This window comes from Flavobacterium beibuense F44-8 (genome assembly GCF_000769915.1).
Lineage (GTDB): Bacteria > Bacteroidota > Bacteroidia > Flavobacteriales > Flavobacteriaceae > Flavobacterium > Flavobacterium beibuense.
In genome coordinates, this window is record NZ_JRLV01000003.1 from 113,751 (window position 1) to 127,340 (window position 13,590).

Annotated in this window: 17 protein-coding genes; 4 read left to right on the top strand and 13 right to left on the bottom strand. The window is 35.1% G+C overall.

Annotation, left to right across the window (positions count from 1 at the left end):
* Positions 1–39 precede the first annotated feature (39 nt).
* The 10 genes from Q763_RS02640 to lpdA all read right to left on the bottom strand — a co-directional run bounded on the left by Q763_RS02640 (position 40) and on the right by lpdA (position 7,091).
* Positions 40–408, bottom strand: coding sequence for a diacylglycerol kinase (locus Q763_RS02640; protein WP_035130929.1), 369 nt, complete (start codon positions 406–408; stop codon positions 40–42).
* Between the two features lie 12 nt (positions 409–420).
* Positions 421–918 (bottom strand): thiol peroxidase, encoded by a 498-nt coding sequence (tpx, locus tag Q763_RS02645; protein ID WP_035130931.1) that lies wholly within the window; start codon positions 916–918, stop codon positions 421–423.
* Between the two features lie 120 nt (positions 919–1,038).
* Positions 1,039–1,557 (bottom strand): helix-turn-helix domain-containing protein, encoded by a 519-nt coding sequence (locus tag Q763_RS02650; protein WP_232297493.1) that lies wholly within the window; start codon positions 1,555–1,557, stop codon positions 1,039–1,041.
* 126 nt (positions 1,558–1,683) lie between these two features.
* Complete coding sequence (locus Q763_RS02655) at positions 1,684–1,944, bottom strand: DUF6952 family protein (RefSeq protein ID WP_035130934.1); 261 nt, start codon at positions 1,942–1,944, stop codon at positions 1,684–1,686.
* Positions 1,925–2,239 (bottom strand): thioredoxin family protein, encoded by a 315-nt coding sequence (locus Q763_RS02660; RefSeq protein WP_035130935.1) that lies wholly within the window; start codon positions 2,237–2,239, stop codon positions 1,925–1,927. The genes Q763_RS02655 and Q763_RS02660 overlap by 20 nt, the downstream gene beginning before the upstream one ends.
* An 18-nt stretch (positions 2,240–2,257) precedes the next feature.
* On the bottom strand, positions 2,258–2,896 hold the full coding sequence (locus Q763_RS02665; RefSeq protein WP_035130936.1) for a peroxiredoxin: 639 nt from the start codon (positions 2,894–2,896) through the stop codon (positions 2,258–2,260).
* Positions 2,897–3,009: 113 nt separating this feature from the next.
* Entirely contained in the window at positions 3,010–4,476 is a 1,467-nt protein-coding gene (gene nhaC, locus Q763_RS02670; protein WP_035130937.1) for a Na+/H+ antiporter NhaC, read from the bottom strand.
* A gap of 88 nt (positions 4,477–4,564) precedes the next feature.
* Positions 4,565–5,029, bottom strand: a complete 465-nt coding sequence (locus Q763_RS02675) for a DUF305 domain-containing protein (protein WP_035130945.1) — start codon at positions 5,027–5,029, stop codon at positions 4,565–4,567.
* A 90-nt stretch (positions 5,030–5,119) separates the two neighbouring features.
* On the bottom strand, positions 5,120–5,614 hold the full coding sequence (locus Q763_RS02680) for a TPM domain-containing protein (RefSeq protein WP_052123198.1): 495 nt from the start codon (positions 5,612–5,614) through the stop codon (positions 5,120–5,122).
* A gap of 88 nt (positions 5,615–5,702) precedes the next feature.
* Positions 5,703–7,091: a dihydrolipoyl dehydrogenase gene (gene lpdA / locus Q763_RS02685; protein ID WP_035130947.1), complete on the bottom strand. Its 1,389-nt coding sequence runs from the start codon at positions 7,089–7,091 to the stop codon at positions 5,703–5,705.
* Between the two features lie 356 nt (positions 7,092–7,447).
* On the opposite strand from lpdA, the gene Q763_RS02690 reads away from it, so the two are divergent.
* A complete protein-coding gene (locus Q763_RS02690) occupies positions 7,448–7,648 on the top strand; it encodes a hypothetical protein (protein ID WP_035130949.1) in 201 nt (66 codons plus the stop codon).
* Between the two features lie 72 nt (positions 7,649–7,720).
* Here the strand turns inward: Q763_RS02690 and Q763_RS02695 are convergent, their stop codons facing one another.
* The 3 genes from Q763_RS02695 to Q763_RS02705 all read right to left on the bottom strand — a co-directional run bounded on the left by Q763_RS02695 (position 7,721) and on the right by Q763_RS02705 (position 10,061).
* Positions 7,721–8,551 (bottom strand): OmpA/MotB family protein, encoded by an 831-nt coding sequence (locus Q763_RS02695; RefSeq protein WP_035130951.1) that lies wholly within the window; start codon positions 8,549–8,551, stop codon positions 7,721–7,723.
* A gap of 65 nt (positions 8,552–8,616) precedes the next feature.
* Entirely contained in the window at positions 8,617–9,612 is a 996-nt protein-coding gene (locus tag Q763_RS02700) for a glycosyltransferase family 2 protein (RefSeq protein ID WP_035130953.1), read from the bottom strand.
* Positions 9,609–10,061, bottom strand: coding sequence for a type I restriction enzyme HsdR N-terminal domain-containing protein (locus Q763_RS02705; RefSeq protein WP_035130955.1), 453 nt, complete (start codon positions 10,059–10,061; stop codon positions 9,609–9,611). Before Q763_RS02705 ends, Q763_RS02700 begins: the two co-directional genes overlap by 4 nt.
* A 50-nt stretch (positions 10,062–10,111) precedes the next feature.
* On the opposite strand from Q763_RS02705, the gene holA reads away from it, so the two are divergent.
* The 3 genes from holA to Q763_RS02720 all read left to right on the top strand — a co-directional run bounded on the left by holA (position 10,112) and on the right by Q763_RS02720 (position 13,555).
* Positions 10,112–11,116 (top strand): DNA polymerase III subunit delta, encoded by a 1,005-nt coding sequence (gene holA / locus Q763_RS02710; protein ID WP_035130956.1) that lies wholly within the window; start codon positions 10,112–10,114, stop codon positions 11,114–11,116.
* A 51-nt stretch (positions 11,117–11,167) separates the two neighbouring features.
* Entirely contained in the window at positions 11,168–11,347 is a 180-nt protein-coding gene (locus Q763_RS02715; RefSeq protein ID WP_035130957.1) for a CAL67264 family membrane protein, read from the top strand.
* Positions 11,348–11,479: 132 nt separating this feature from the next.
* Positions 11,480–13,555, top strand: coding sequence for an ATP-binding protein (locus Q763_RS02720; RefSeq protein ID WP_052123199.1), 2,076 nt, complete (start codon positions 11,480–11,482; stop codon positions 13,553–13,555).
* The last annotated feature ends 35 nt before the right edge of the window (positions 13,556–13,590 follow it).

A 13,590-nucleotide genomic window follows, 5' to 3' on the forward strand; every position in this document is an offset into this window, starting at 1 on the left:
AAACTTGATCTACTTGTAAAAATAGAATAAAACCTTAAATCAGCAGAAAAATTTAGGGTAATAAATTATTATGCCTACTATAACAGCACAAAGTGCCGCAAAAAATACGGCACCGGCTGCAATGTCTTTTATGAATCCTATCTTTTCGTGATATTGCGGATGAATGAAGTCGGCTATTTTTTCGACAGCAGTATTAAGTCCCTCTATACTTAAAACCATCCCTATAGCCATAGTTTGGAAAAGCCATTCGGCAGCAGATATTTCAAAATAAAACCCTGCTATGGTTACCAGTACACCAATAGATGCCTGTACCATTATACTATGTTCGGTGGCTATAAGTTTACAAGCACCTTTAAAAGCATAGGTAAAGCTTTTAATCCTGCCACTAATAAACCTTTTGTCCTTCATTAAAGAGAATTATTAAAGTGCTGCAAGAGCATTTTCATAATTAGGCTCGTCTGCAATTTCAGAAACCTGTTCAGTGTATTTTACGTTACCGTTTTCATCTAATACTACAACAGCACGTGAGTGTAATCCTGCAAGAGGACCATCAGCAATGGTAAGACCATAGTTGTTTCCAAAAGCACCATCTTTAAAGTCAGAAAGTGTAATTACATTATCAAGACCTTCAGCACCACAAAAACGCTTTTGAGCAAATGGTAGGTCGCGTGAAATGCAAAGTACTTTTGTGTTTTCAAGAGAAGCGGCCTGCTCGTTAAATTTTCTTACAGATGTAGCACATGTTCCTGTATCAATACTTGGGAAGATGTTAAGTACTAACTTAGAACCTTTAAAGTCAGCTAGTGAAGCTGGTGAAAGATCTGTTTTTATAAGTGTAAATTCTGGTGCTGCACTACCATTTTGAGGCAGCTCGCCCGATGTTTTTATTGGATTCCCTCCTAAAGTTATATTAGCCATTTTAATAGATTTGATTAGCTAACAAAAGTAAGAAAATATATTATAAGAAGAAGATGGTGCTTCTAGTTTTATAAATACATTAAGAGTATAAAAAACTACTTCAAGCTAACTGTTTAAATACTAAAGCTCGTCTATTTTTTTTCGTTTGGTTTCTTTTATCGATTTGTAATGAGTAGGGGTGAAGCCTGTTATTTTTTTAAACTGACTCGATAAGTAAGCAGCACTGCTGTAACCCATTTTATCGGCAATTTCACTAAGAGACATTTCATCATAAACCAAAAGCTCTTTTACTTTCTCTATGCGTTGTGCTATATAATATTTTTCGATAGTTGTGCCTTCAATATCAGAGAACAGGTTACTAAGATAAGTATAGTCATAATGCATTTTTTCGGCCAACCAAAACGAAAGATTTTGACTAAGTACTTCTCCCGAATGATGTACAAGAGCTATAATCTCATTTTTAATCTGTTCAATAAGCCTACTTCTCTTATCATTAATTATTTCAAAACCTAAGCGCGTAAGTGACTCTTCCAGTTGTTGTAATTGAGAGGCAGATAAATCTCCATCTATAGTTACTTCTCCCAGTTCTATTGATTTTACAGGGGCTTTTATGGCTTCGAGTTCAGTTCTAACCGCCATAATACAGCGGTTACAAACCATGTTTTTTATATAGAGTTGCATAGTGTAGTTTAATATTTAAACAAATGTAAATAAAAAACGCTCCCTGTTTCCAGGAAGCGTTTATTTATCCAAATTATGATAAACCTAATTCTTGTCAATCGCACCGAGAACACGCGACATAAATGTGTTTAATGCCTCTTTGCGATCCATACCGTCTTTAACTAATTTATTTACCTCAAGGGCTCCATACATGTTAGAGATAAGCTCTCCAATTACATCAAGTTCTTCATCCTTAAGAGAAGGAACTTCAGCTAGTGCCTCAAGTACGTCCAGGGTTTCAATTATGTAATCCTGATCGTTATCTTCTATAAATTGCGTTAAATGCTTAATTACTGGTAACTTCATTGACTAAATCGGTTAATACGTCTAACTTGTTTGTTTGTACCTGATTTATAAGGTTTCCGTTTTTGAAAGTAGCAAATGTAGGCAGGTTGTCTACTTTAGCTAGTTTTCTTGATTCCGGATAGTTCTCGGCATCAGCTAATACAAACGTTATATTTTCATTCTCTGAAGCCATTTTTTTGAATTTCGGCTTCATGATTCTGCAGTTACCACACCATCCTGCTGAATATTGTACTATTACAATTGGTTCAGCCGATACGATTTCTGCAAGATTATCTTTTTCAAGTTCCTGTAACATGGCTTCGTCAAATATTTATTAGTTTACACTTAGGTAAGATGCAACACCGTTACGGTCTGCAGTCATAGCTTCTTTACCTTCTTCCCAGTTTGCAGGGCAAACCTCACCTTTAGTTTGTACGTGAGTATAAGCATCAATTAGTCTGATGTACTCGTTTACGTTACGACCAAGAGGCATATCGTTTACGCTTTCGTGGAAAATTTTTCCTGTTTCATCGATTAGGTAAGTAGCTCTGTAAGTTACGTTAGAACCTTCAAGTAAAACTGAGTCAGTTTCTTCATTGTATCCTGCAGTTTCAACATCAAGAATACCAAGAATGCTTGAAAGGTTTCTGTTAGTATCTGCGATAAGCGGGTAAGTAACACCTTCAATACCACCGTTAGCTTTAGGAGTGTTTAACCAAGCGAAGTGAACTTCGTTAGTATCACAAGAAGCACCAATTACGATAGTGTTTCTTTTTTCAAACTCACCAAGAGCAGCTTGGAAAGCGTGAAGTTCTGTAGGGCATACAAAAGTGAAATCTTTAGGGTACCAAAATAAAAGTACTTTTTTGTTATTGTTTACAGCTTCTTCAAATACATTGATTTTAAGGTTGTCACCCATCTCTGAGATAGCATCAACTGTAATGTTTGGGAATTTTTTTCCTACTAAAGACATACTATTAATTAATTTTTATGGTTTATAATTTTTATTTGTTGCAAAAATAGATCTTAATAGCTTTTGGTTATAGCTAACATCATCATTTATCCCTATTGAAATATAGAGAATCCTTATGTTGAACGCAATTTTCCGGCTAACGTTCTGATTTTTATACCAAGAGCTGCAAAGGTAAGCGTCATTATAGGGCTCAGTATATTAAAAAAGGCATATGGTAAATAGGTAAGGGTAGGTACGCCAAGTACTCCCGACTGGTATGCACCACAGGTATTCCATGGCACAAGTACCGAAGTAACAGTACCCGAGTCTTCCAGTGTACGGCTTAGGTTTTCAGGAGCTAATCCTTTTTCCCTGTAGGCTTCGGCAAACATTTTACCTGGAACTACAATAGCCAAATATTGATCTGAAGCTGTAATGTTTAAAACGATGCAACTTCCTACAGTACTTGCAAAAAGCCCAAAAACACCATTGGCAACTTTTAGCATTGCATTACTTATAACTTTTAGAGCACCAATAGCTTCCATTATACCTCCAAATACCATGGCGCATATAATTAGCCATATGGTAGGGAGCATTCCAACCATACCTTTAGATTCAAACAAATCCTGAAGGGTTTCGTTTGAAGTTTCTACTGTGCTGCTTATGGTAATGGAATTCATTACTCCTTTATACCCTGAAATAAAATCCAGTTTTTCGCCTCCGCCAATTTTAGCTACTAGCTCAGGCTGAAATATTAAAGCAAATAGTCCACCTAATAGTGTGCCTATTAATAGAGCGATAAGTGGTTCTGTTTTTCTAATAATTAATGCAATTACTATTACCGGTACTACAAATAACCACGGACTGATAGTGAAACTTTCCTTAATGGCAATAAGTGTAGCCTGAGTATTTTCTGCACTACCATCTGCTGACTGGGTGAGTCCTAAAATAATAAATAGTATTAGTGTTATTAAATAGGTAGGCACTGTGGTATAAGCCATATATTTTATATGGGTAAACAAGTCAGTTCCTGCCATGGCGGGTGCGAGGTTTGTAGTGTCTGAAAGGGGAGACATCTTATCGCCAAAGTATGCTCCTGAGATAACCGCTCCTGCTACCATACCCGGATTGATATGCATGGTGTTCCCAATCCCTATTAATGCAACACCAATTGTAGCTGAAGTAGTCCATGAACTACCGGTAGCTATTGATATTATAGAACAAATAATCACACAGGCAGGAAGAAATATTTCAGGATGTAAAATTTTAAGTCCGTAATAAATCATAGCAGGTACAATACCGCTAACAAGCCACGTGCCTGAAAGGGATCCTACCAGTAAAAGTATGAGTATAGCTCCCGCTGTAGATTTAATGTTTTTAGATACTTTATTAAGCATCTTTTTGTAAGGTACGTTATTGATAAACCCAACAATAGCAGCAAAAGCGCCGCCCATTAATAAAACAAACTGATTGGAACCACTAATGGCGTCACTCTCAAAAATGTAAACGTTTACTGCTAAAAAGCCGACAAGTAGTATTATTGGAATTAATGCCTGGGTAAGGCTTATTTGTTTGGTAATCTTATCCGGTATGTTATTCATGAAGTGCCTTGCGAATTAAAAGAACGCAATATAATAAAAATCTGATATTTAGTAAGGAGGGGAGTAGTACTATTTTTAACAGCTTGAGTTATTCTTCAGTACTGTTTTTTAATCGTTGTATCATAGCTTTCATCTGTTCGATTTCTTTTTGCTGAGACTCGATTATTTTTTTAGATAACTCCTGTACTTCGGGATCTTTTAAATCAGCATGCTGACTTGATAATATAGCTGATGAATGATGCGGAATCATAGCTTCCATATAGCGCACGTCATTGATATAAGTTTGTGTTCTCAACATAACAAAAGCCGCTGTAAAAAGCAGTACGCCTGTTATAATTAACACATTGTTCTTTTTACGGTTTTTATACATCCTTTGCATAAATAAAAGCATAATAAAACCCATGGGCACTACCATTAATATTGTCATATAAAAACGGTTGAGGCTAAAATAAATATGCTCTTCACTGGCTACATTAGCATACATTACAGCATACATAACTATAAATGAAACCAGTAGCATGAGTAAAAACTTTCCGTAGTTTCCTTTTTCCATTACATTGCAATTTATAGTTTAACAAAAGTAAAATTACAAATTAACTACGGGTAACTATGTTATAGATAAGTGAAAGTATTAGTAAACAGCTTATTTCCATGCTTCAAACAAAGCAAGAAGTGTTTCTCTTGAACCTTCATAGTACTTATTGGCTTTAAAGTTCGGAATTAAGTAGCTGTCAATTAATTTTTTACAGAATTCATCGCTAATAACCTGTTGGGTACCTGTGCCGGTATTAATTCTGACTTTACGTAGTGTTTTACTGAAAATAATAATGAGTCCGTTGTTTTTATCAGCTTTTCCAACACCCCATTTTTTGGATAAGTCTAATGCATATTCGTAAAAATCAGTATAGCCTCCTATATTGTCAATAGTTATTATGGCAATTTCGTTAGTGGTTTCATTTTCAAAGTCAGTAATTAGCTTTTCAAGCTCTTCAACCTGCTCCTTAGTATACAAGCTTTCAAAATCGTTTACATAGCCTATAGGGGTAGGGAAAACGGTTTCCTGTTCTTTTTCCTGAGCGTTAATAAAGCAAAAAGGGAAAATTATAAAGAATGCTAAATAAGCTATTTTTGATTTCATTTTTGTTGGTAATTGTTGGTAGTTATAAATATAAATAAAAAAGACTATCCTTGTTAGGGATAGTCTTTTTTATTATTTATTTAAGTTCTTATAAGTGAATTACTTCACCATAAGCATCTGCAACAGCTTCCATTACCGCTTCACTCATAGTAGGGTGAGGGTGAACCGCTTTTAGTATTTCGTGACCTGTAGTTTCAAGTTTACGTGCTACTACAGCCTCAGCAATCATATCGGTAACACCGGCACCAATCATGTGGCAACCTAACCACTCACCGTACTTGGCATCAAAAATAACTTTTACAAAACCATCAGGAGTACCTGCAGCTTTTGCTTTACCTGATGCAGTGAACGGGAATTTACCTACTTTAAGGTCGTATCCTTTTTCTTTAGCCTGTTTTTCTGTAAGACCTACAGAAGCAATCTCAGGAGTAGCATAAGTACATCCAGGGATGTTTCCGTAATCAAGAGGTTCTACGTGCATACCTGCTATTTTTTCAACACAAAGAATACCTTCTGCTGAAGCAACGTGTGCAAGTGCCTGACCAGGAACAACATCACCAATAGCGTAGTAACCAGGGATGTTTGTTTGGTAGTAGCTGTTTACTAATATTTTATCTCTGTCTGTAGCGATACCAACTTCTTCAAGACCAATGTTCTCGATATTTGATTTGATACCTACTGCAGAAAGAACGATATCTGCTTCAAGAATTTCCTCTCCTTTAGCTGTTTTTACAGTAGCCTTAACTCCGTTACCGGTAGTGTCTACTTTCTCAACAGAAGAGTTAGTCATAATTTTTATACCTGCTTTTTTTAGTGAACGTTCAAATTGTTTTGATACGTCTTCATCTTCAACAGGAACAATATTTGGCATAAATTCAACGATAGTTACCTGAGTTCCCATTGCATTGTAAAAATGAGCAAACTCAACACCAATAGCTCCGGATCCAACAACAATCATAGATTTTGGTTGTTCCGGTAATGTCATTGCCTGACGGTATCCTATAACTTTTTTACCATCTTGAGGAAGGTTAGGAAGTTCTCTTGAACGTGCTCCTGTAGCTATAATGATATGATCAGCACTGATTTCGCTTGTTTTACCATCTTTATCGGTTACATCTACTTTTTTACCTGCTTTTACTTTACCGGTACCATAGATAACCTCAATTTTATTCTTTTTCATAAGGAACTGAACACCTTTGCTCATACCATCGGCAACACCACGGCTACGCTCAATTACCTTATTAAAGTCTTTATCAAACTCTTTTACTGTTAATCCGTAATCAGAAGCATGCTTAAGGTAGTCAAAAACCTGAGCACTTTTTAAAAGTGCTTTAGTAGGGATACATCCCCAGTTAAGGCATATACCTCCAAGGTTTTCTTTTTCTACAACAGCTACTTTAAATCCTAGCTGAGAAGCCCTGATAGCGGTTACATAACCACCAGGACCGCTTCCTAAAACAATAATATCGTATTTCATCAGTATGTATTTTTCCGGTTTATTTTACGCGTACGAAAATAAGTATTTATTTGCTTATTATAAAATGTTTGGATTTATTTCATTTTATCTAAAAATTAAATATTTAATATTCAAATTTGGTTAAAAAACAAATTAAATAACAAAATATTTAGTCATACTTAACATAGATTAACAATTTATTTGTAATTTTACTAGTGTTTAACCAAACCACGATCTAAAAAAGACTATCAATCTTTTTAATGTTTTTGTGATATTTAATTTATAACTATTTGTTACAAAAATAATGTTGTGAAGGAATCATGTAAACAATCCTTTTCCAGTTAACCAATTTTACCCCACAAAACAAATTAAGGATTATGAGGATTTTAAGTTTAATATTGTCGACAATCGCTTTTTTCTCTACTGCTTTTTATGCGGTAGCAGAATTTCCTGATCTTACTACAGCAGGGGGAGTGTTGTATTTCCTTATGCTGGTTATATTGCTTTTAATATTTATTACCGCGATTGTGCTGAGTTTGCCTTCAGGTATAATTAAGTTTGGTAATAAGTTTAAATAATAGAACAACAGAATAATCACCAAAAACAAAAGGCTGCCAAATGGCAGCCTTTAATATTTTTTAACCCGAATATTATTTCTGGTTCTTCATTTCTTTTTCAATCATGTCGTAGAACTGATCGATTTTAGGAAGAATAAGAATTCTTGTTCTTCTGTTTCTTGCACGTCCTTCGGCAGTGTCATTAGACTCTAAAGGAACATACTCTCCACGACCTGAAGCTACAAGCCTACCTGGTTCAATACCGAAGTCCTGTTGTAATATTCTTACGATTGAAGTAGCACGCTTAACACTTAAGTCCCAGTTATCCTGTAGTACAGGGTTTTTAATTGGCACATTATCAGTGTGGCCTTCAACCATACATTCAAAGTTTGATTTATCTTTTACAATAGCTGCAACTTTACCTAAAATTTCTTTAGCTCTGTCGCTTACCTGATAGCTACCGCTTTTAAATAAAAGCTTATCAGCAATAGAGATGTATACAACACCTTTTTCAACATTAACTTCAATATCCGGATCGTTTATACCTACAGCTCTCTTAACACTAGATACTAAAGCTAATGTTACAGAATCTTTACGGGTAATAGCATCCTGTAGTCTTGTTATTTTAAGATCTTTTTCTTTTAGGCTTTCAAGCGTTTTTTCTAAATTCTCTGCTCCTTTAGAAGATAATGTAGTAACATTACCCACATTCGTTATAAGGTCAGCGTTTGTTTTCTTTAGATAATCAACCTGATCAGATAATGAACTTTTTTCGGATAAACAAGTGTTCAGTTTAACTGTTGCCGTATTAAGCAGATCTTGGATCTCTTTGTTCTGTGCTTCTAACTCGGCAATCTTCTTTTTGGATCCACACGATGTCAGCGTCATTGCTGCCAATGATAGTAATAGAACGGTTCTTTTCATAAGATTTGAAAAATTAATATTTGAAACAAAATTATGTATATTCCTGCAAATATTAACGTACTGTGCTATAAACTATTGTTAAAATTTTTCTTACCCGAAACGAAATAATCGTAAACAATACTCTTTGCTTTATAGTAGTTTTTGTATTGTTTTGATTCTCTTTTGTTTAAAAATTTAAACAGGAGGGTGTAAAAATAAAAATGTGCTTTTAGCACTGCCCATAAATGAGCAAATTTTCCCTGAAAAATAAATCGAAGTCCGGCAATACCGTCAAAAAATAAACGTATAAAAAGCACAGGTATCAGTTTTCCTTTTGGTAAATTTTTGGTCATCATCCAAAGGGAGTTCCTAAAATTAAGAAAAGTCTTTTTAGGATTGGTGTTTTTTAAGGTAGCTCCGCCTACATGGTATACATATGAACTTCCACAAAATTTTATTTTATGGTTTTTATTAAAGGCTCTCCAGCATAAATCAATTTCTTCCTGGTGAGCAAAAAAGTCTTCGTCAAGTCCGCCCAGTTCCCAAAACACATTTTTACGGATAAAAAAACATGCTCCAGAAGCCCAGAATATCTCCGTTTCATCATTGTACTGTCCGTTATCCTTTTCGAGAGTTTCAAAAACACGACCGCGACAGTAGGGGAAACCATATTTATCTAAAAAACCTCCGGCTGCACCGGCATATTCAAAAGTCTCTCTGTTGTAATAATCCAGTATTTTAGGCTGAATTATAGCTGTTTCGGGGTCTTTTTCAAATAAGCCGGCAATTGGTAATAACCAGTTTTCAGTAACTTCAATATCTGAATTTACTAAAGCGTATATTTCTTCATCAACCTGTTTTAAGGCTTCGTTATATCCTTTAGCGTAACCGTAATTTCCGGTATTCTCAATAATTTTTATTTGAGGAAAAGCTGATTTTACATAAGTAACAGATTCGTCTGTAGAGGCGTTATCGGCTACATATATAGCAGCATTCTCCGAATATTTTATTACAAAAGGCAGGAACTCTTCTAAAAGTTTCTTTCCGTTCCAGTTTAAAATTACTACAGCTATATTATTCATTGGTTGAGTGTAAATTCAGGCAGATTGCGTAAGAACTGGTATTGTTCCTTTTCATAATCCATTTGGCAAAAGTAATGATTTAAACCGTTTGTGACCATCATATAGTCGGCTTTTAAAACCATGTTATAACGGGCTATCTGGTCAAAAACATTCTGGGTTATTTTTACTTCGGGAGCTTTACATTCAACAAGGAGGAAAATACTGCCGTCAGGATTAAAAACTACAGCATCATATCGTTTTGTAAGTCCGTTAACCTTAAGTACTTTCTCTACATTAATATACGATTTTGGGTATTTCTGTTCAAGCAGTAAATACTGTACCACATGCTGCCTTACCCATTCTTCGGGAGTAAGGAGAATGAATTTTTTACGTATTTCATCAAAAATGGCGATTTTATTTTCACTATTTTTGAATCGGAAAGTATAATTAGGAAAATTAAGCTTTTGCATAAGGCAAATGTATAGTTTTTTTAATTTTTAACTGATTAAACTATTATCCGGTGGACGAAGTAATTAAGATTGTTAACGATATTAAGCAGGGCAATATTAAGCCCATTTATTTTTTTATGGGGGAAGAGCCTTACTATATTGACAGGCTTACCGATTATATTGAAGACAATATTCTTACTGAAGAAGAAAAGGGTTTTAACCAAACGGTTTTATATGGTAAGGATGTTAGTCTGGAAGATGTTATGTCCAGTGCCCGTAGGTATCCTATGATGTCCGAAAGACAGGTGGTAATTGTAAAAGAAGCTCAGGAGCTTTCCCGTGCTATAGATAAACTGGAGGCTTATGCTCAAAACCCGCAGCCTACCACGGTATTAGTGTTTGCTTATAAATACAAAACGCTGGACAAACGTAAAAAGGTTACCAAAACGCTTGAGAAAGCCGGACTGGTATTTGAAAGCAAAAAACTTTATGAAAATCAGGTAGGAGAGTGGATAAAAAGAGTGCTTTCGGGCAAAGGATATACCATTGAACCTAAAGCCGCTGCAATGCTGGTTGAGTTTTTAGGTAACGATTTGAGTAAAATAAACAATGAGCTTGAAAAGCTTATTATAATCCTGCCGAAAGGAACAGCCATATCTCCTAAGCATGTAGAGGAAAACATAGGTATAAGTAAGGATTATAATGTTTTTGAGCTGCGTAAAGCAATAGGGGAGAGAGATCAGTTAAAGGCTTACAGAATTGCCGACCACTTTTCTCAAAACCCAAAAGATAACCCACTTGTAATGACAACGGGATTGGTTTTCGGTTTCTTTTCTCAGTTACTGCAATATCACGGACTTAAAGATAAAAGCGCTGCTAATGCAGCGAGGGTGTTGAAGGTTAATCCGTACTTTATGAAAGACTACGACATCGCATTACGTAATTATCCTATGAAAAAAGTAAGTGCCATTGTAGCTGCATTAAGAGATATTGATGTGAAGAGTAAAGGGGTGGGAGCAAATGCAATATCACAGGCCGATTTGTTAAAAGAGATGCTTGTTAAGATATTTAATTGATAAAAATATACGATATTTGCAGGCTTAATCCTGTAATAAAGAATATACAAAATGGGAATGAATAAAAACACCATCTTCGGATGGGCTTCTTTTATATTGTTTTTAATTGGCGCGGCGCTTGTTTTACTTGGGGTTTTAAAATATCCTGATTATGCTATTGGTTTTTCGGTAGTTGGGATAGGTTTCTTTGCTATATCATGGGCTTTTAATGCTTTAAAAGGCAGGGTTTAATTTAACAGATTTTTTCCTGTAAAAAATTGTAATAAAATTAATGTTTTAACATTTTATGTTAGAATGTATTTTTTATTACCTTTACCTAATTGTATCCTATTTGTTTAAGTAAAATACCCCATTGCTTTACTAATGGAAAAAAATCATTTTCCTATACCACCTAACGAAAAGGAAAGGTTAGAGGCTCTTAGTAGTTACAATATACTTGATACCTTTTCTGAGAAAGAATTTGATGACATAGTTCATCTTGCTTCTTATATCTATAAAACTCCTATTGCTTTAGTCTCTTTTATTGATAAAGACCGACAATGGTATAAGGCAAGAATAGGAATGGAAGTTTCCGAAATGCCGAGACAGGACACTTTTTGCCAGCATGTAATTATGCAGGATGAATGTGTTGTGGTACCCGATGCTACAAAGCACCCTATTTTTAAGGATAATGCTAATGTGCAGGGTGAATTTGGAGTTCGATTTTATGCTGGTGTTCCTTTAAAAACAGATGATGGATTAAATATAGGTACTATATGTGTTGTAGATACTGTAGTTAGGGAAATAGATGAAGATCAGCGTAAGGCTCTTTCTACATTGGCTCACCATGTAATGAACCAATTAGAGATACGAAAAAGAAATATAAATCTTAGGGAAGAAGTAGCCAGAATGGCTAAAAAAGAGCTTGAATCTGTAAACAGGGAACTGGAAAGCTACAAAACTGCACTTGATGAAACCTCGGGTATATTAATATTTGATAAAGAAGGTATAATTACATTTGTTAATGAAACCACCTGTGATTATAGCGGATATACTAAAGAAGAACTGATAGGTACTCATATTAAAGAAACTAATACAGGGTATAATAAAGATAGTATTTACACTAGTTTATGGAATACTGTTAGTGCCGGCTATGTTTGGAAAAATGAAATTGAAAGCATAACTAAAGATGGTAAACCATACTGGATGGAAGTAGTGGTTGTACCTTTTCTTGATAAATCAGGACATCCGTTTAAGTATGTTGAGATAGCTAATGATATAACCGAAAGAAAAGCTGTTGAAAGTGAGCTTATTAAAGCTAAAGAAGTTGCCGAAAAGGCGATTTTTGTAAAAGACAGTTTTATGGCTAATATGAGTCATGAAATCCGTACCCCAATGAATGCTATTATTGGTTTTACAGATTTATTGGCCCGTACAGACCTTAGTGATAAACAGCGCGAATTTGTTACTAATGTTCAAACGGCCGGAGATAACCTGTTACTAATAATTAACGACATACTTGATCTTTCTAAAATAGAATCCGGTAAACTGGTTATAGAACACTCTAGATTTAATTTAAAATCAGCTTTAAAACATGTATATAACCTGCTTAAAGTAAAGGCAGAACAATCAGGGATTGAGTTTAATCTTTTCCTTGATGCTAATATGCCGGAAACCGTAGTAGGGGATAAAGGGCGTATCAACCAGATTTTGATGAATCTTGCCGGTAATGCTATTAAATTTACCGAAGAGGGAGATGTTACCATTTCGGTTAAAAAAATAGATGAAACGGAAGCCGGCTGTAAACTTAGGTTTTCCATAAAAGATACAGGTATAGGTATAGAAAAAGATAAACTTGAAGCCATTTTCGATCGTTTTACACAGGCTGAAGAAAGTACAACCCGTCGTTTTGGCGGTACCGGACTCGGCCTTAATATTGTAAAACAGCTTGTTGAGCTAATGGATGGTGAAATAGGTGTGAACAGTAAACCGGGTAGGGGATCTGAATTCTATTTTATATTGGACTTTGAAAAAGCAGGAGTTGATGAGGAAATTAAAGAACAGGAGGCTGAGAAAAAACCTAGTGATTCTTTAGGGAAACTTTCTGTATTGTTATGTGAAGATAATTTCCTTAACCAGCATTTGGCTAAAAATATTGTAAAAGGCTTCGGTTTTGATATTGATATTGCCAATAACGGTCAGGAAGGACTTGATATGCTGGAGAAAAAGAAATATGACCTTATCTTAATGGATCTGCAGATGCCTGTTAAAGACGGCTATCAAACTACAACCTACATAAGGAGCGAATTAAAGAGCAGTATTCCTATTATTGCTATTACAGCACATTCTTTAATTGGCGAACAGCAAAAGTGTTTTGACCTGGGTATGGATGCCTATGTTTCTAAGCCTTTCAAGCAGGAAGAGCTTCTGGATAAGATTAGGGAAGTAATCGTAAAATAACGAATTGATAAATAGCTACGCAGGTAATTTGAAAT